The 16887-nt window shown below is 65.9% G+C and carries 16 protein-coding genes and 2 pseudogenes; 13 read left to right on the top strand and 5 right to left on the bottom strand.

What is annotated here, in order from left to right; genetic code table 11:
• Positions 1-51: 51 nt before the first annotated feature.
• Entirely contained in the window at positions 52-834 is a 783-nt protein-coding gene (locus tag N0A20_RS18605; RefSeq protein WP_260581767.1) for a dimethylarginine dimethylaminohydrolase family protein, read from the top strand.
• 93 nt (positions 835-927) lie between these two features.
• Here the strand turns inward: N0A20_RS18605 and N0A20_RS18600 are convergent, their stop codons facing one another.
• Both N0A20_RS18600 and N0A20_RS20865 read right to left on the bottom strand, forming a co-directional pair.
• The gene (locus tag N0A20_RS18600; RefSeq protein ID WP_260581766.1) at positions 928-3087 is read right to left on the bottom strand and encodes a beta-mannosidase; all 2160 of its coding nucleotides are present in this window, start codon (positions 3085-3087) and stop codon (positions 928-930) included.
• A 58-nt stretch (positions 3088-3145) separates the two neighbouring features.
• A pseudogene (locus N0A20_RS20865) lies at positions 3146-3358 on the bottom strand (glycosyl hydrolase 2 galactose-binding domain-containing protein); the annotation flags it as partial.
• Positions 3359-3636: 278 nt separating this feature from the next.
• On the opposite strand from N0A20_RS20865, the gene N0A20_RS18595 reads away from it, so the two are divergent.
• From N0A20_RS18595 to N0A20_RS18575, 6 genes and pseudogenes are all read left to right on the top strand, one after another.
• Entirely contained in the window at positions 3637-5412 is a 1776-nt protein-coding gene (locus tag N0A20_RS18595) for a thiamine pyrophosphate-binding protein (protein ID WP_260581765.1), read from the top strand.
• 9 nt (positions 5413-5421) lie between these two features.
• Positions 5422-6000: pseudogene (locus N0A20_RS20860) on the top strand (Gfo/Idh/MocA family protein); the annotation flags it as partial.
• A gap of 133 nt (positions 6001-6133) precedes the next feature.
• Complete coding sequence (locus tag N0A20_RS18590; RefSeq protein WP_409574698.1) at positions 6134-6568, top strand: hypothetical protein; 435 nt, start codon at positions 6134-6136, stop codon at positions 6566-6568.
• Positions 6569-6593: 25 nt separating this feature from the next.
• Positions 6594-7343 (top strand): SDR family NAD(P)-dependent oxidoreductase, encoded by a 750-nt coding sequence (locus tag N0A20_RS18585; RefSeq protein WP_260581763.1) that lies wholly within the window; start codon positions 6594-6596, stop codon positions 7341-7343.
• Positions 7336-7488, top strand: a complete 153-nt coding sequence (locus tag N0A20_RS18580) for an SDR family oxidoreductase (RefSeq protein ID WP_260581762.1) — start codon at positions 7336-7338, stop codon at positions 7486-7488. Before N0A20_RS18585 ends, N0A20_RS18580 begins: the two co-directional genes overlap by 8 nt.
• Positions 7489-7509: 21 nt before the next feature.
• Positions 7510-8298 carry a sugar phosphate isomerase/epimerase family protein gene (locus tag N0A20_RS18575; protein ID WP_260581761.1) on the top strand — a complete coding sequence of 263 codons (789 nt, stop codon included), beginning with the start codon at positions 7510-7512 and terminating at the stop codon, positions 8296-8298.
• An 84-nt stretch (positions 8299-8382) separates the two neighbouring features.
• Here the strand turns inward: N0A20_RS18575 and N0A20_RS18570 are convergent, their stop codons facing one another.
• The 3 genes from N0A20_RS18570 to N0A20_RS18560 form a co-directional block, all read right to left on the bottom strand.
• Entirely contained in the window at positions 8383-9246 is an 864-nt protein-coding gene (locus tag N0A20_RS18570; protein WP_260581760.1) for a TonB-dependent receptor domain-containing protein, read from the bottom strand.
• Positions 9212-10918, bottom strand: coding sequence for a TonB-dependent receptor (locus N0A20_RS18565; RefSeq protein ID WP_260581759.1), 1707 nt, complete (start codon positions 10916-10918; stop codon positions 9212-9214). Before N0A20_RS18565 ends, N0A20_RS18570 begins: the two co-directional genes overlap by 35 nt.
• A gap of 387 nt (positions 10919-11305) precedes the next feature.
• Positions 11306-12358, bottom strand: coding sequence for a Glu/Leu/Phe/Val dehydrogenase dimerization domain-containing protein (locus tag N0A20_RS18560; protein WP_260581758.1), 1053 nt, complete (start codon positions 12356-12358; stop codon positions 11306-11308).
• A gap of 122 nt (positions 12359-12480) precedes the next feature.
• Here N0A20_RS18560 and N0A20_RS18555 point away from each other — a divergent pair, with 122 nt between their 5' ends.
• The 6 genes from N0A20_RS18555 (at position 12481) to N0A20_RS18535 (ending at position 16887) form a co-directional block, all read left to right on the top strand.
• Positions 12481-12945: an Lrp/AsnC family transcriptional regulator gene (locus tag N0A20_RS18555; RefSeq protein WP_260581757.1), complete on the top strand. Its 465-nt coding sequence runs from the start codon at positions 12481-12483 to the stop codon at positions 12943-12945.
• A gap of 160 nt (positions 12946-13105) precedes the next feature.
• Complete coding sequence (locus N0A20_RS18550; protein ID WP_260581756.1) at positions 13106-13999, top strand: TauD/TfdA dioxygenase family protein; 894 nt, start codon at positions 13106-13108, stop codon at positions 13997-13999.
• Positions 13996-14397, top strand: coding sequence for an FAD/NAD(P)-binding protein (locus N0A20_RS20325; RefSeq protein ID WP_312846570.1), 402 nt, complete (start codon positions 13996-13998; stop codon positions 14395-14397). The genes N0A20_RS18550 and N0A20_RS20325 overlap by 4 nt, the downstream gene beginning before the upstream one ends.
• Before the next feature lie 11 nt (positions 14398-14408).
• Complete coding sequence (locus N0A20_RS18545) at positions 14409-15413, top strand: FAD-dependent oxidoreductase (protein WP_312846569.1); 1005 nt, start codon at positions 14409-14411, stop codon at positions 15411-15413.
• 110 nt (positions 15414-15523) lie between these two features.
• On the top strand, positions 15524-16147 hold the full coding sequence (locus N0A20_RS18540; protein ID WP_260581755.1) for a TetR/AcrR family transcriptional regulator: 624 nt from the start codon (positions 15524-15526) through the stop codon (positions 16145-16147).
• 326 nt (positions 16148-16473) lie between these two features.
• Positions 16474-16887 carry a hypothetical protein gene (locus N0A20_RS18535; RefSeq protein ID WP_260581754.1) on the top strand — a complete coding sequence of 138 codons (414 nt, stop codon included), beginning with the start codon at positions 16474-16476 and terminating at the stop codon, positions 16885-16887.

Here is a 16887-nt window from a genome sequence, read left to right as displayed (position 1 = left end):
CCCCTGAAGGGGAGGGGCTTTATGCATCCGCGCAAACGGATAAGAGGGGGTATGACCAGTTCGGCCCCTTATCACTTCACCCACGCCATCGTCCGCACCCCTGCCCCCTCGGCGATCCACGGCATCCGCGCCGACGGCGGGCCCGATCCCGATTTCGCCGGCCTCGCTGCCGAGCATGACGCCCATCTCGCCACTCTCCGCGACCTCAGGCTGACCGTCACCGTCCTCCCCCCACTCGACGCCTTCCCCGACGCGCTGTTCGTCGAGGATGTCGCGCTGACCTTTCCCGAAGGCGCGATCCTGCTCCGCCCCGGCGCCCCCAGCCGCGCGGGCGAGGTCGCGCATATCCGCGAAGCCCTCGCCGCGCAGCACCCCCGCCTGCTCGAAATGACTTCGGGCCATGTCGACGGCGGCGACGTGCTGCGCCTCGCCGACCGCGTCGTGATCGGCCTGTCGGCACGCACCGACCGCGCGGGCGCCGAACAACTCGCCGCCCTGCTCGCCGAACTGGGTTACAAGACCGAAATCGCCGGCACCCCGCCCGTCGTGCTTCATTTCAAGACCGGCTGCGGGCTGATCGACACCGGCACCATCTTCGCGGTCCCCGCACTCGCCGACTGCCCGCAGTTCGCCGGGCTCGAGGTCGTCGTCACGCCGCCCGGCGAAGAGGAGGCCGCCAACCTGCTGCGTGTGGGCGACACCATCCTCGTCGGCGACCGCTGGACCGCGACCCGCGCCCTGCTCGAAGCGCGCGGCCTTTCCATCCGCCCGCTCCCGACGACTCAGATCGCGCGCATCGATGCGGGGCTCAGCTGCATGTCGCTGCGCTGGTGATCGCGTCCCCGTCACCCTCCCGCGCACCAAAATCTTCGCGGCCCTCCGGAGCGCCGTTGCCGTTCTGCCAGCACATCGCCTTGCCGTGGCAGGTCAGCAGCTCCTGATCACGATATCCTCGGCCCGCAGGGAGCGGTCCGGATCGCATATGGTCACAAGCCGCGTCTCGTCGGGCGCCATGTCGAAATAATTGTCGCTGACCCGCACCGTTTCCGACGGCACGAGCAGATGGACGAAAAAGAGATAGGCGGGCGCCTTCAGCGTCACCCGCAGCTCGCTTGCGCCGACCCGCTCGATCGCGCATTCGGGCTGCGCGCCCCGTGACCGGTCGAGGTCCTTGATCGCCGCGAAGAAGTGACGGTTTGCCGGAAACGCATCGTCGACGGCGCGGACGGTCAGGACATGGTTCGGCAGCGCGGCGATGCAGGCGGCGTTTCCGCGCCACACCGGCTGGCTGCCGTTGTCGGGAACCGCATAGGGCACTTCGTCCCGCCAGACGGTGGCGCCCCGCATGTCGAGCAGTTTGACGATGAGGCCGCCCGACGCATTGCGCGCCAGATCGTTGGTAATCCAGAGTTCGACCGACCCGTCCGCAAGCGGCTTGAACGAGGCCATCAGCGGCGAATAGGCGCGGCGGACATAATGATAGCCCGCCTTGGCGAAGCCGTAGAAGTCGAGCAGGCTCCAGCTGACGCCAGGCCAGCAATCGTTGAGCTGCCAGATCAGGGTGCCCGAACAGTGCGGTTTGCGGCGGCGGAAATGCTCGATGCCGAACTTCAGCCCCTCGGCCTGGGTGATCTGGGTGAAGTCGACATAGTCTTCCATGGTGGAGGGCAGGCCGGTCACGGACACGAGCATCGCGTCGACCTTGTTCTTCGGCGTGTCCTTGATCCGGTTCTCCATCGCCGGGCTCTTGAGACCGAGCTGGTCGGCGGGCACTGCGCGGCGCAGTGTTTCCATGACCGGCGACGCCTGGATACCGAACTCGCTGATAAAGCGGCCCATATCCTCGGCATAGCGCTGATAGGCGACCCCTTCGGGGCTGCGGTCGACAGCGCCGGTGGACTTGTCGTCGGGAACCGGAGGCAGGCCGTGCCAGACGGTCCAGTTATGCAGATCGCCCGATTTCATGCTGTTCGCGTGCGGTCCGCCGAACGGGCTGCCCGGCCGATAGGGCACCGCGGGATCATGTTTCGCGACCGCGTCGGGGATGATCCTGTCATAGAAGAGCGCGCCTTCGAGCGGCAGCTTCGTCCCGACCGCCTCGTTGACGAAATCCTGGATGAACTGATTCTCGTTGTTGCCGCACCACAGCGCGAGCGATGGATGATGGCGCAGGCGCCGCACCTGATAGGCGGCTTCCGCTGCGATGCTATCGACAAGGTCTGGATAGTTTTCGGGATAGGGCGAGCAGGCGAACATGAAGTCCTGCCACACGAGCAGCCCCTGCTCGTCGCACAGGTCATAGAAGTCGTCATGCTCATAGATGCCGCCGCCCCAGACCCGCAGCATGTTCATGCCACCGCGCACCCCCGCTTCGATGAGCGGGCGGTAATGGTTGCGGGTCAGTACGCCGACCAGCGAATGCGCCGGAATCCAGCAGGCCCCCTTGGCAAAAATCGGTCGGCCGTTGAGCAGGAAGCGGAAGAAATCGCTGCCTGGCTCGTCCGGATCGGGCGATGTGTCGAGTTCGATGGTGCGGATGCCGACGCGCAACTCCTTGCGGTCCACCTCCCCGGCCCCGTTCCGCAGCCTCGCGGTCACCCGGTACAGGGGCTGTTCGCCGAGATCGGCGGTCCACCACAGTTGCGCGTCGGCGATGCGCGCGTTCAGCTCGGCGACTTCGCGGTCACCGCGGCACCCGAGGATGCACGATTGCGACAGCAAAATCCCGCCGCCGGGATCCGCAACCTCGATATCGAGCGTTGGGAGCGGAACGCCTGCAAAGGCCTCGATCTCGGCATCGATGCGAATGTCGGCGCTGCCGTCGGGATTCAGCCCGAGGGTGCGAAACTGCAGCGCGTCGATCAACGCCATCCGCTGCCGAAGCAATTCGACCGGGCGCCAGATGCCGACGGTCGGCAGGACAGGACCCCAGTCCCAGCCCCAGCAGAATTGCGCCTTGCGGACCAGGTTGCGCTTGCTGACGTCCGCACCGCCGGCGCCGACACCCGGCCAGACGGTGGCGCTTCGTCCCGCGACCCGAAGCGCCACCGGATCGAAACGGATTGCCAGCAGGTTCGGGCCGAGCAACCACTTTGTCGGTGACGTCGATGTCGAGCCCAAGGAACATATTCTCGGGACGCCCGATCTCGGTGCCGTTGAGATAGATGGTCGCGAAGGTGTCGAGTCCCTGCAGACGCAGGACCAGCCGCTCGCTGGCGACGGCAGGGGCGGCCTCGAAGCCGTGGCGCCACCACCACTCCTTTGCCGAAATCCACTGGCAGGTCTCCTCGCCGCCTTCGCCATGGAAGTCGCAGATATCTCCTGCGGCGAACAGCGCGGCGTGGATGTCGTCTGGCAAGCGGACCTCGCGCCAATTTCCGGCTAAGCTGCACTGCGGCGTGGGCGCCGTCCCTTTCCCCCACGCCCGGTTCGTAATCGGCGACCATCCAGTTCGATAACGCCACCCGATATCCTCCTGCCCATCGCGGCCCGGGCAAATTCGGACCGGAGTGCCCCGAGCCCATTATCATCTCACATAGATTATTCTATGATTGTATATCAACTGCTATTGTGGCAGTCGAAAACGGCCCTGCGGCGGCGCCTGGCACCCCGCAATCAAGATCGAGGGAGAAGATCATGAACCAGATCACCGGGGGCGCGCTGCTCGCCCGCACTTTGCAGGCCGCGGGGGTCGAGGACGTCTTCTCGCTGCACGGCGGCCATCTCGACGCCTTTCTGATCGCCTGCGCCGACCACGGCATTCGTCTGACCGACACCCGGCACGAAGCTTCGGCGGGTCACGCTGCCGAGGCCTATGCACGCGCGACGGGCAGGATCGGCGTTGCGGTACTGACCGCCGGACCCGGTTTCACCAACGCCTATACCGCGCTCGCCAACGCCTATCTCGACCGCATGCCGGTGCTGTTCGTCGTCGGAGCGCCATCGACGCGCGAGGGCGACCTCAACACGCTGCAGGGCGGGATCGACCAGATCGCCGCGGCGAGTCACGTCACCAAATGGGCCTATCGCATCGGCAACGGCGCGCGCATTCCCGAGGTCGTCGAACAGGCGATCCGCCGCGCGATGACCGGCACGCCGGGGCCGGTGCTGCTCGAAATCCCGATCGAAGTGATGTTCACGCCGATCAAGGCGCCGCCGCGGATCGAGGAACTCGGCAATTTCGCGCTGACCGACGGCGGCCCCGCGCCGAGCGCCAGGCAGATCGACGCGCTGATCGGCCTCCTGTCGAAGGCGGAGCGCCCCGTCGTCATCGCCGGCGGCGGCGCGACGCTGTCGCGCAGCGCCGAAGCGCTCGTCGCCTTCGCCGAAAGGACAGGCGTGCCGGTCACCACCGGCGTGAAGGGCGAGGGGCTGATGCCGCAGGACCATGCCCTGTATGGCGGCAGCATGGTGAGCGTCCCCGTCGCCGCAGCGATGGGTGCGCCCGCCGATCTCGTTGTGCTGCTCGGTCAGCGCATCGGGCTTTTTACGGGCGGCCGCTATGGCATCGTTCCCGCGGGTGCGCAGGTGGTGCAGGTCGACATCGACGGCACCGAGCCGGGGCGCGGAGGGCCGATCGACCTTTCGATCATGGCCGACTGCCGTGAGACCCTGCTTGCGCTGATCGAAGCTGCGGAGAACCGCGACTGGCCCGACCGCGGCGAATGGGCGGCAACGCTGAAGGGCGCGCGCACCCTTCCGGGCCGGCAATGGCTCGACGCGCCGGTGACCGGCGAAGCGGGCCTGCTTCACCCCTTCCATGCGTGCAAGGCGCTTGCCGATGCGCTACCCGGGGATGCGGTGATCGTCTGCGACGGCGGCGAATCCTCGGTCTGGGTGCGCGATCATATCCGGCCCCGCGGCACCGGCTCGTTCCACATCACCGGCTATCTCGGCACATTGGGGGTGGGGCAGGGTTTCGCGATCGGCGCCGCCCGGGCCTTTCCCGATCGTCCGGTCTTCCTGTTCGCGGGCGACGGCGGTGTCGGCTTCCATATCCAGGAATTCGACACGATGGTGCGGCACTGCCTCAATGTCCACATGATCGTCCTCAACAACGCCTGCTGGGGCATGTCCCAGAACGGTCAGGACCTGATCTATGGCAAGGACAAGCGGTCGATCGTCGAACTCGCCGACAGCGCATATGAAAAGGTTGCCGAAGCATTCGGCGGCAAGGGCAGGCGCGCGGACACGATCGAACAGATCGGTGCCGCGATGAAGGCCGCGGCCGAAGGCGGGACGCCAAGCTGCATCAACGTCCGCATCGACGGCGCGATCATCAACCCCGTGACGATGAACATGGTCGGCATCAAGCCGGGCGAGAAGCCCAAAGCGTCCCCTGCGGCCGACCTCGCCCCGGCAAAAGGCGAAAGCGAAAAGGTCGTCATGCCCTATTACGACAATGTCGAATAAGGTGCCGCGATGAGTTTTGCCCTTATCGAGGCTGCAGGTGCGCTGACGCGTCCCGCGGTCGTCGGCGTGATCGGCTGCGGCAATATCAGCCATGTCTATCTGCGGACGATCAACCAGTCCTCGCTGCTCGATCTCAAGGCCTGTTCGGGCCGGAACGCCGCGACCAATGCGGCGCAGGCGGCGCTGTATGGCGGGGTGGCCATGTCGATCGACGAGCTGCTCGCCGACCCGGAGATCGATATTGTCGTGAATCTGACCCCGCCGCTGGTCCACCATGAAATCGGGCGCCGGGTGCTCGAAGCGGGCAAGCATCTCTACAATGAAAAGCCTCTGACCCATAGGCTGGGCGAGGCGCGCGACCTGATCGCGCTCGCAAAGGCGCGCGGCCTTGTGCTCGGTAGCGCGCCCGATACCTGGTTCGGCCGCCCGCACCAGGCGGCGCGGCGCGCGATCGATACGGGGCTGATCGGCCGTCCGGTCGGCGGATCGGTGGCGATGGCCTCGCACGGGATGGAGCATTGGCACCCGACCCCCGAATTTTTCTATCGTCGGGGCGGTGGTCCGATGCTCGACGTCGCGCCCTATTATCTGACGCAACTCCTCAATCTGCTCGGTCCGATCGCGCGGGTCATCGCTTTCGCCTCCATGCCGTTTGCGACCCGCCGCGTCACCAGCTCGACCGGGCCCACTCCGCGAGATTCCGGTCGACGTCGCGACCAGCGTGAATGGCGCGCTGCTGATGGAGAGCGGAGCGAATGTCGCCTTCACCATGTCGTGGGACGTATGGAAGCATCGTCGCTCGACGATGGAAATCTATGGCACCGAAGGCAGCCTGATCAGCCCCGATGCCAATTTCTTCATCGGCGGATATCTGCAGGCCGAAAAGGCCCGGTACAGCGTGCGCGACGGCGAATGGCAGGATGTGCCCGGCCAGGCGGACGAAGACGAAGTCGATATGGGGTTCGCGCCGCTCGGCGGTCCGCGCGGCCTGGGGGTCGCCGACATGGCGCTGGCGATCGCCGAGGGCCGCGCCCCGCGTGCGAGCGCCGAACTCGCGCTCCACATACTCGAGGTAATCCTGGCGATCGAGGTTTCGGCGCGCGAGGGCCGCGCGGTCGAGGTCGAATCGCGCGCGCCGAGGCCGCTGCCGCTATGACCAGGGAATTTCAGGAGATCGACGAATGACCAGGGTCGGGCGTCTGCGGGACAAGGTGGCGGTCGTGACGGGCGGCGCATCGGGAATTGGCCTGGCGGTGGTCGAACGCTTCGTGGCTGAAGGCGCGCGTCTGGTCTTTTGCGATCTCGCACCCGAGGCGGGCCGCGAAATGGTGGTCCGCCTGGGCGAAGAGGCCGCACGTCTGCACCATAGCAAGCGGGCGGCGGGCGGGCCGAACGACGGCGCCGCGATCGCCGAGCGGCTTGGCCCTGCGGCGATCTTCATGCCCGCCGACGTCACCGACGAAGCATCGCTTGGCGCCGTGATCGGCCGGGCGGTCGACGAATTCGGCGGGCTCGACATCCTGGTCAACAATGCCGGGGTCGGGGGTCCCGAAGGCGCTCTCGAAAAGACGTCGGATGCAATCTTCGATCGGATGATCGGGGTCAATCTGCGTGGACCCTGGCTGGGTATCAAGCTCGCCTTTCCGCATCTGAAGGCGCGTGGCGGCGGGTCGATCGTCACCACCTCTTCGATCTCCGCTCTCGTCGGCATGGCCGGACAGACGACTTATGGCGCTGCCAAGGCCGGCGTCCTGCAGATGAGCCGCGTCGCTGCGATCGAGGGAGCCGCGTCCTTCATCCGCGTCAACAGCGTATGCCCCGGCGGGATCGTGACGCCGCTGATCTACGAGAATCCGTTGATCGGCCTCGAACTGACGGCGGAGTCCATTTCCGCCGCCTTCGATCAGGCTCAGCCCATTCCGCGTGCCTAGCCAGCCCGACGATATCGCCAATGCCATCCTCTGGCTCGCGTCGGACGAAAGCAGCTTCGTGACGGGGCAGGCGATCGTCGTCGACGGCGGACTGTCGATCGGGACCGGCGGTCAACGCCGGGATGCGGAGCGCACGAAGCGGTGACAGCCGGCACTTGCCGGGCAATTGAAAAATGCACCGCTGCAGGCCTGGTGCATCGTGCCCTACGACAGCGCGCAGCGTAGCCCGTCAGAGCGCGCGGCGATGCTGCGGAAGCTGGGGATAAAGCGGCTCGCCTATGACTGGCGATACAAGGACCTCGACCATATGGACCTCGAGGTCGCGGCTTTGCGCGGCGAGGGACTCGAGATGAGCGCGCTTTGGGCGCTTAGCCAGTCTGACGCCGCAGCGACCGACGCCCATCTGGCGATCATTTTTGACTTCGTCGCGCGCAACGAACTCGGCATACCCCTTTGGGTCACACTGATGGCGCCGCCCGACTATGACATATGGGGGGCGTCGAAAAGGCTGGCGCATACGGTGGAGGCGATGGCGGAGATGGCCGACCGCGCCGCGGATGTAGGATGCAGCGTCGCCCTGTACAATCATGGCGGCTGGTTCGGGGAGCCGGCTTCGCAGGCGGCGATCGTGAAGGAGGCTGCGCGCGCGAACCTGGGCATCGTCTATAATTTCCGTCACGGGCACGCGCATATCGCCGACTTCGCGGACCATGCCGCGGCGATGCTGCCGTATCTGCATGCGGTGAACCTCAACGGCATGCGCGTCGGAGGCCCGAAGACACTGCCCTTCGGTAGCGGCGATCATGAATTCGACATGCTGCTGACCCTGCTCCGCGGAGGGTATGCCGGTCCGCTGGGTCTCATCAACCATCAGGAGACGGTCGATGCCGAACAGGCGTTGCGCCTGAACCTCAACGGGCTGGCGCGGTTGAAGCGCTGGCTGAAGGATGCATGAGTTCCGGCGCGAAAATCAGACACGATCGGTCGTCTCGGCAAAAGGGAGCCGGTCCGCTGGATCGGCTCCCTGCTGGCTCCCGAGCTAGATCTTGAACTGGAACTGCACCCCATAGGTTCGCGGCGGCAGCATATTGGTCTTGCGTTCCACCGAAAAGGCGGGATCAAGCGGCAAGCCATAGACGTCGAAGTCCGAGAGGCCGTCGAAGTCGGTCTTGTCGAACAGATTCTTGACGAACAGCGTCACACGGTAGCGGTCATCGCGACCCGTCCAAAGCAGGCGGGCATCGACCTGTTCGCTCGACGGCAGCTCGGTATAATAGCGGTTGAACACGCTGCCATACATTTTGTCGCGCCATGTGTAGGTCGCAGACAAGGTGAGGCTGCCCGGGCCGAGGTCGACGGTGTAATTGGCATTGGCCGTGATCTTGTGCCGCGGCAGGTGCGGCAGGCGTTCGCCATCGAGGCTTTGGGGCTGGCGGCCGCCGGGCAGCGGCGCGCCCGAAGGCTGGGCGCCGGGCTGCGTCGCCATCGGGTCTGCAATATCGATGAAGCAGCAGGACGATCTGATCTCCGAATCGGCATAGCTATAGTTCAGCAGCAGATTGAGACCGCTGGCAACGCGCCATTGCGCCTCGGCTTCGACGCCATAAGAGCGCGAATCTTCGAGATTGAAAAATTCAGTGAGATCGACCCCTGCCGCCTGCGGCACCACGAGCGGGATCTGGAGATTTTCATATTTGTAATAATAACCCGCGACATTGAGCTGGAGTGGCCCGAGCCCCTTTTTGACGCCGACTTCGAAGGCGTCGACATGCTCGGAATCGGTTTCGGGAAAGGCGCTGATGCCGCCCGCGTTGAAACCGCCCGCCTTGTAGCCGCGGCCATAGCTGCCATAAACGAGCGTATCGCCGTCAGGGCGCCACTGGATGCCGGCGGTGCCGGTCACGGCCGACCAGCCGCCCTGCAGGACCCGGCGGGCGCGGCCGGTCACGGGATCGAAGGTGACTGTCCCTTGAACGCCAGGGGCCGGCAAAAGCGAGGATGCGCTGCTCGTGATGTCGATGGTCGAGCGTGAAGGAGCCGAGCTGATCGGGCGACGTGTCGGGCGCGCAACCAAGGCACACGACGCGAAATCCTTCGATCGCCTGTTTCTCGTCATAGGTGTAGCGAAGGCCGCCGGTCAGGCGCAGCGTTTCGGTGACATCCCAGTCGATCTGGCCGAACGCGGCATAGGACGACATCTTCAGGCGCGTCCCGGCATAGACGAAATCACCGCCCGGGTTGGCCGGGCCGTTCGCCGGCGCACGCATCTGCGGTTGATCCTCGGCGGTGAAGCGCGATTCCTGTTTCAACTCCTCGGCAAAATAATAGAGGCCGGCGATCCAGTTCAGATTGCCGGTGCCCTTGGACAGGAAGTTGATCTCCGCGCTGCCGTACGAGCGGTCTTCGAGATAGTTGAACGTCGATGAGGGCTGGACGCGCAGCGGCGTACAACCGGGGATGAAGCCACAGACGGCGCCAGGCGACAGCGGGAAATCATAGGCGCGCATCGCCGTGTTATCGAGATCGGCGGTGCTGTCGAAGCGATATTCGCGATAGCCGCCAAGAATGCGGATATCGAAGGGGTCGAGGCGAACATCGAGCTGCGCCGAACCGCCGAAGTTTCCGCGCAGGCGCGAACGCGAGACTGTGTCGGTGCTGAACTCGCGCGGATTGTCGGCGCCGGGGTTGGCGGTGGCGGTACCGAGCGCTTGATAGCCCGGAAGCAGATAGCCAAAGGCCGCGCCCGGAACGACGTCCGAATAGGGTTCATAATCATAGGGAGTCAGGAAATTCGCCGACCGCGGCCTGCTCGTCGAGCGCCCTGTGAAAGCCTTCAGCCAGAGCGTGGCGTCGGGGCCGAGGTCGGCCTCGACCTGCCCTTCGACATAGAGGTTGTTGCCGACGCCGCCCTCGCTCGGGCCGCCGGCTATATTGCGGAAATAGCCTTTATTCTGATCGCTCCAGCTAGCGGCGAGACGCGCGCGCAGGCCGCCCGTCACCGGGCCGGAGATCGCACCCTCGAGGACGTAGGCGTCGTAATTCCCATAGGTCCCACGCCCCTCGATCGTCAGCGTGTCGGACGGCCGCCTCGAAATCGCATTGAGCGCTCCGCCGATCGAGTTGCGCCCGTAAAGCGTGCCTTGCGGACCGCGAAGAACCTCGACGCGCTCGATGAAAAAGTCGCTGTTGGAGAGGCCGACGGTGCTCGAATCGTAGATGCCATCGACATAGGTCGCGACCCCCGGATCGCTGCCCGCAGTGTTGGTCTGACGCCCGATACCGCGCAGGAAGACGCGATCCGCGCCGGCATCATAGGACAGGCCTGGGGTGAATTTGGCGAAATCGGACAGGCCATCGATACCGATCTTCTGCCGCGCTTCGGCCGTGAAGGCGGTGACCGACGATGCCACATCATTGATGCTCTCGCTCCGTTTCTGGGCTGTCACCACGATTTCGTCATTGCGATAGGTAGCCGGTTCGTCGTCCGCAGGCGCGGTCGGACTTGTCTGCGCATAAGCGGCGGGCGTGAGGCCCATCAGCGCGGTCGATAGCAGAATCCGTGTTCGCAGGCGCATTTCCCTCTCCCTTGCTTCCCTCCGCTGGCGGGAGGGTCAACCAATCTCGCTTCGGGTCTTCGCCCGGCGTAATCATGCTATCGAATAAAATTCTATTCGTATAGTATAATCGTTGATCGTAGGAGTTTGATTCTTGGCGGTGCGGTAAGGGGGGCGAATGCACACGCCATCATGGCGGCCTATGAAGCACAGGCCGACTTCGTCGGGGGGTTTGGCGGCAACCTGGTCACGACCGGCCCGACGCAAACAAATGAGGACAATTTTCGCGCTATCCTGATCGATTCCGCCTGAGACTGGAGCGGCGGGAGGCGCCTTTCACTGCGGTTCGAACCTTCGCGAGGCCTCGATGTCCTCCTTGTCCCCGGTCGCGAGGGCGGCGGCGCTATCTCAAGCCGCGGCCCGGTCGACGCCGGTGATGATGCGCTCGGCCATGCGGTCGGCGACCAGCGCGGGCGACAGGCGGCAGCTGGCCGCTTCTTCGAGCAGTGCCGCGACGCGCGGGCCGATCTGCGCGACGCGCGCGACGACATGGGCGCGATTCTCGCCCAGATATTCGGCGGTGACGCTGACGATGCCGCCGGCATTGGCGACATAGTCGGGGACATAGGCGATGCCGCGCCGCAGCAGCAGGTCGGCGACTTCGGGCGAAGCGAGCTGGTTGTTGGCGCCGCCGCAGACGAGCTTCGCCTTCATCGCCGCGACACTCGCCGGGGTCAGCGCGCCGCCGAGCGCGCAGGGGGCGAAGATGTCGGCCTCCACACTGGCGATCGCATCGGGCTCAACGACGCGCGCGCCGAGGATTTTCTCCAGCCGGTCGCGGCGCCCGGGATCGACGTCGGCGATCACCAGTTCGGCGCCTGCATCGGCGAGGCGGCGGCACAGTTCGGCGCCGACATTGCCGGTGCCCTGCACCGCGACCGTCATCCCCTTCAGGCTCGACCCGAAAGCGTGGCGCGCGCCCGCCTCCATCGCGTTGAACACGCCCTGCGCGGTCCACGGCGACGGGTCGCCGCCCGCGCGCTGGCCGTCGCTCGCGAGGCCCGCGACGTGGCGCGTCTCTTCGGCGACATGGTGCATGTCGGCGACGGTCGTGCCGACATCCTCGGCGGTGACATAGGCGCCGCCGAGGCCGGCGACCGCGCGGCCGAAGGCGCGGAACAGCGCTTCGCGGTCGAAATCGCCCGCCGGGCGGCGCAGCACCGCCTTGGCGCCGCCGAAGGGCAGCCCCGCCATCGCATTCTTGTAGCTCATCCCTTCGGCGAGGCGGAAGGCGTCGGTCGTCGCGGCGGCGATGTCGGGATAATGCCAGAAACGGCATCCGCCCGCGCCGGGGCCGAGGCGGGTCGAATGGATGACGATGACCCCGTCGAGGCCCACGGCCTCGTCCTCGAGGCGCACGACCTCGGCGGCGGGGGTCAGGCGGGAAACTTGTGCGACCATCGGAAACTCCTCCTTGCGCGCCGCTTATCGCCCGGCGCGCGGGGAGAAACTTGCCTCAATTCGCTGGGCGAATCCGCCATATTGAGTTAAATCATCTCAGAATATCCAGATTGTGAGTTGATATGACCGATCTTGATCCGTTCGAGAAGAAAATCCTCCGCGAATTGCAGCGCGACGCCAGCCTGACCACCGCCGAGTTGGCCGAGCGCGTCGGGCTGTCGGCGACGCCGTGCTGGCGGCGGATCAACCGGCTCGAGCAGGAGGGCTATATCCGCGCCCGCGTCGCGCTGGTCGACCGGCGCAAGGTCGGGCTCAACGCGCATATCTTCGCGCAGGTGAAGCTCAACGCACACGGCCGCGCCAACCTCGACGAGTTCGGCGCTGCGATCCGCGATTTTCCGGAGGTGCTCGACTGTTTCGTGCTGATGGGCAGCACCGATTTCATGCTGCGCATCGTCGCGAAGGATATCGACGCCTATGAAAAATTCTTCTTCGACCGGTTGAGCAAGCTGCCGGGCGTTCAGGAGATCAACTCGACCGTCGCGCTGTCGGAAATCAAGTCGACGAGCGCGCTGCCGATCGCCTGACCCGCGACCATACCGCCGTCACTTTTAGCGGCCGGTCGCGCATAGCGCGCGGACTGTCGCGTTCCTCTTGTCAATTAATCTAGTTGAGTTATGTGTCACGGGCATCGGGACGCGACGACTCGACCGATCCGCCGTCGTATCGACAAAAGAGGATCGCACCATGGCCACGCTGCCGCAAACCGCCGACATTTTCGACACCGCCCGCTCGCTGGGCGTCGCCATCTCGCCGTCGACCCCGACGCTCGGCGCCGAGATTTCGGGGCTCGACCTCGACCGTCCGCTGACCGGTGCCGAGGCCGATCTGCTGCGCGCCGCCTGGCTGCGCTTCAAGGTGATCTTCTTCCGCGACCAGGACATCAGCCACGAAAGCCATGTCCGGCTCGGCACCTTGTTCGGCGAACTCGAAGGCCATCCGGTGATCCCGCATGTCGAGGGCTATCCCGAAATATTGCGCATCGAAGGCGTCGAGGGCGTGCAGCTCACCGCCGAGACGCTGGCGCCCTTTCAGGCCTACAACAAGTGGCACACCGACGTGACCTTCCGGCAGAAGCCGTCGATCGCCTCGATCCTGCGCGCGCGGGTGCTGCCGCCACTCGGCGGCGACACGATGTGGGCCGATACGGTCGCCGCCTATGCGGGGCTGCCACAACCAGTGAAGGACCGGATCGAGGGACTGGAGGCCGAACATGACATCGTGCGCAGTTTCGGCGGCCGCGTCAGCGAGGAAAAGCGCGCCCAACTCGCGCGCGACTTCCCGCCCGTCCGCCACCCGGTCGTGCGCACCCACCCCGAAACGGGCGAGAAGATCCTCTATGTCAACTATACCTTCACCAGCCGCATCGTCGGGGTGAGCGAGGAGGAGAGCGACAGCCTGCTCCGCCTGCTCTTCGACCGGATCAAGGTGCCCGAATATCAGGTGCGCTTCCGCTGGACGCCGAACGCGATCGGCATCTGGGACAATCGCTCGACCCAGCATTATGCGGTCGGCGACTATTGGCCCGAATATCGTCTGCTCGAACGGGTGACCGTGGCGGGCGATGTGGTGACGCGGTGAAGTTCGACGGCACCATGTTGCAGGGTCCGCGCCCGCGCTTTCGCACCGCCACGCGCGTCGCCATCGTCGGCGCCGGCTTTTCGGGCACCTTGCTCGCGATCAACCTGCTCGAACAGGAGGATGTCGAGGTCCTGCTGATCGAGCGCGACCGGCGGCGCATCGGCGCCGGGGTCGCCTACAGCAGCTTCGACCAGACGCATCTGCTCAACGTCCGCGCGGGCAATATGAGCGCCTTTCCCGATCGCCCCGGCCATTTCTGCGACTGGCTGGCGGCGCGGGGGCTGGGCTGCGACCTCAGCCGAAATGGGGCGTTCGTCAGCCGCGCGACCTATGGCCAATATCTGCGCGAGACGCTCGCCGCGGCGATGGAGAAATATGGCCGCAGCGGCTGCAGCTGATCGACGACGAGGTGCTCGATATCGAGGAGCGCGGCGGCAAGGTCACGCTCGGCCTTGTCAACGGCGGGCTGGTCGAGGCCGACAAGGCGGTGCTCGCGATCGGCAACCTGCCGCCGCACGATCATCCCGCGATCGCTGGCGCCGGGCTGACCCCCTGGCGCTATGTCGGCGATCCCTGGGCCAGCCCGCTCGCCGAAGGGCTGCGGCCGCACCAGGCAGTGCTCGTCGTCGGCACCGGGCTCACCGCGATCGACGTCATCCTGCGGCTCACCTCGAACGGTTTCGGCGGCCGGATCGTCGCCATGTCGCGCCGCGGCCTGCGCCCGCATCGCCATGTCGACGGCCTTGCGCCCGTGCGCCCGGTGCTCGCCAAGCCCGCGCCTGAACTGTCCGAACTGGTGCGCTGGGCGCGGCAGGAGGCGAAGGCGAGCGACTGGCGCCTCGCGGTCGATTCGATCCGCCCGATCACCCAGATGATGTGGGCGTCGGCCGATGCGGAGAAGCGCGCGCGCTTCCTGCGCCACCTGCGCCCCTTCTGGGACGTCCACCGCCACCGCCTCGCGCCCGAGGTCGCCGACCGCATCGAGGGCCTGATTCGCAGCCGCCAGCTCGTCTTTCGCGCCGGCAAGATCGAGGATGTCGTCAGCGAGCCCGAATCGGTCGCGGTCCATTGGCGCCCGCGCGGCGAAGAGGAGCGCCAGCGGCTCGACGTCGCGCGGATCATCAACTGCACCGGGCCGCAGGGCGACCTACTCCGCGCCAGCGACCCGCTCGTGCGCCGCCTGCTCAAGCAGGGGCTGATCCGTCCCGACGCGCTGCGCCTCGGCCTCGATATCGACCGCGACGGTCATATCGTCGGCCAGACCGGCCGCCCGTCCGAACATATCCTCGCGATCGGCCCGATGACGCGCGGCGATCTGTGGGAGGTGGTGGCGGTCCCCGACATCCGCACCCAGGTCGCCGCGCTCGCCCGCCGGCTGGTCAATGCGCATTGGACGGGGGGCGAGGGTCTTTAAGACTAGTGTCGGAGGGATAAACGGATATCCCCTCCCGCCTGCGGGAGGGGAGCCGACGTTAGCTGTGCCCCTCTGGACTTTCGCGGGAGGCATATTATATACCGACCGTTATGGAACAGGAAGTCATCCCCGCCCCGGCCGCTGCGCAAAAGGGCCGCCCGCGCGAATTTTGCGTCGACAAGGCGCTCGCCGAGGCGCTCCACGTCTTTTGGTCGAAGGGCTATGACGGCGCGTCGATGACCGACCTGACCGAGGCGATGGGCATCACCAAGCCCAGCCTCTACGCCGCCTTCGGCAACAAGGAGGCCCTGTTTCACAAGGCGCTCGACCTCTATGAGCAGGAAAAGCTCGAATATACGCGCGCCGCGCTCGAACAGCCGACCGCGCGCGGCGTCGCCGAATATTATCTGCGCGGCGGGGTCGACGTCCACGCCGCGGAGGGCGAGCCGCACGGCTGCATGGGGCTGATCAGTTCGCTCGCCTGCAGCCCCGAGGCCGAATCGATCAGGGCCGACGTCATCCGCCGCCGCGCCTCGTCGCAGCACGCGCTCGTCGAACGATTCGAACGCGCCAGGGCCGAGGGCGACATCCCGGCGCATATCGACCCCGAAGGGCTGACCAGCCTGCTCTACGCTATCCTCCAGGGGATCACGGTCCAGGCCGACGCCGGCGCGTCGCGCGAAGAACTCGAACGGCTGGTCGACACCAGCCTCGCGCTCTGGCCGAGTGCCTGAACGGCGGATTAAAAATATTTCGTACCGTACGGTATAAAACTCTTGACGCGACTCCGATTCAAGTTATATACCGCATAGTACAGAAGGTGGCTGGACGGTTTGACCGGCTGCGACGAAGCGAAGGGAACGCCGATGCGCACCAGGACATGTAAAACCGCCTAGGGACCACCCGGGCAAACAATCAGATATCATCGGCAGGTGACGGACCCCGTTTTGACACGGCGGCCGGACCCTTCCGTTCATCCATAATCTCCCCTCGCCGGGCGCAAGCGTCCCGGGGCGTAAGCCCCCTTGTGCCCGGCATTCCCGTCCAAGGAGGATCCGCCATGGCCTATCTTGCCGTCAACGAAGCGCTCGATTTCGCGCTTGCTCCCTCCCGGGTCGCCGCCCTTGCCCCCGTGGCGGCCCCCGCAGCGCCCAAAGCCAAACCCGCTGGCTTTTCGGCGCTCGAATGGTCGGTCGTGATGCTCGCTCGTCACGACCGGCCATCATCGCTCCGCGAGCCCGGCCGGCTCGGCAAGCTGCTCGGCGCGATCTTCGGCGAAAGCTATAGCCGCCGCTTGGCCGACCCGAGGCTGGAGGCGCTGCGCCGCATGGCGGTGCTGACCTGGCACTATGGCTATGCGGTGACCAGCGCCCAGATCGACGACTTCCTCGCCGCCGGTTTCACCCCCGACCATTATGACATGCTCGGCCGCCGCGTCGCCGAAGTGCTCAGCGCGCGCCTCTTCCGAAAGTAA

Source organism: Sphingopyxis sp. PET50 (assembly GCF_025244705.1).
Classification (GTDB): Bacteria; Pseudomonadota; Alphaproteobacteria; order Sphingomonadales; family Sphingomonadaceae; genus Sphingopyxis.
This window is presented reverse-complemented; position numbering and strand designations above follow the sequence as displayed.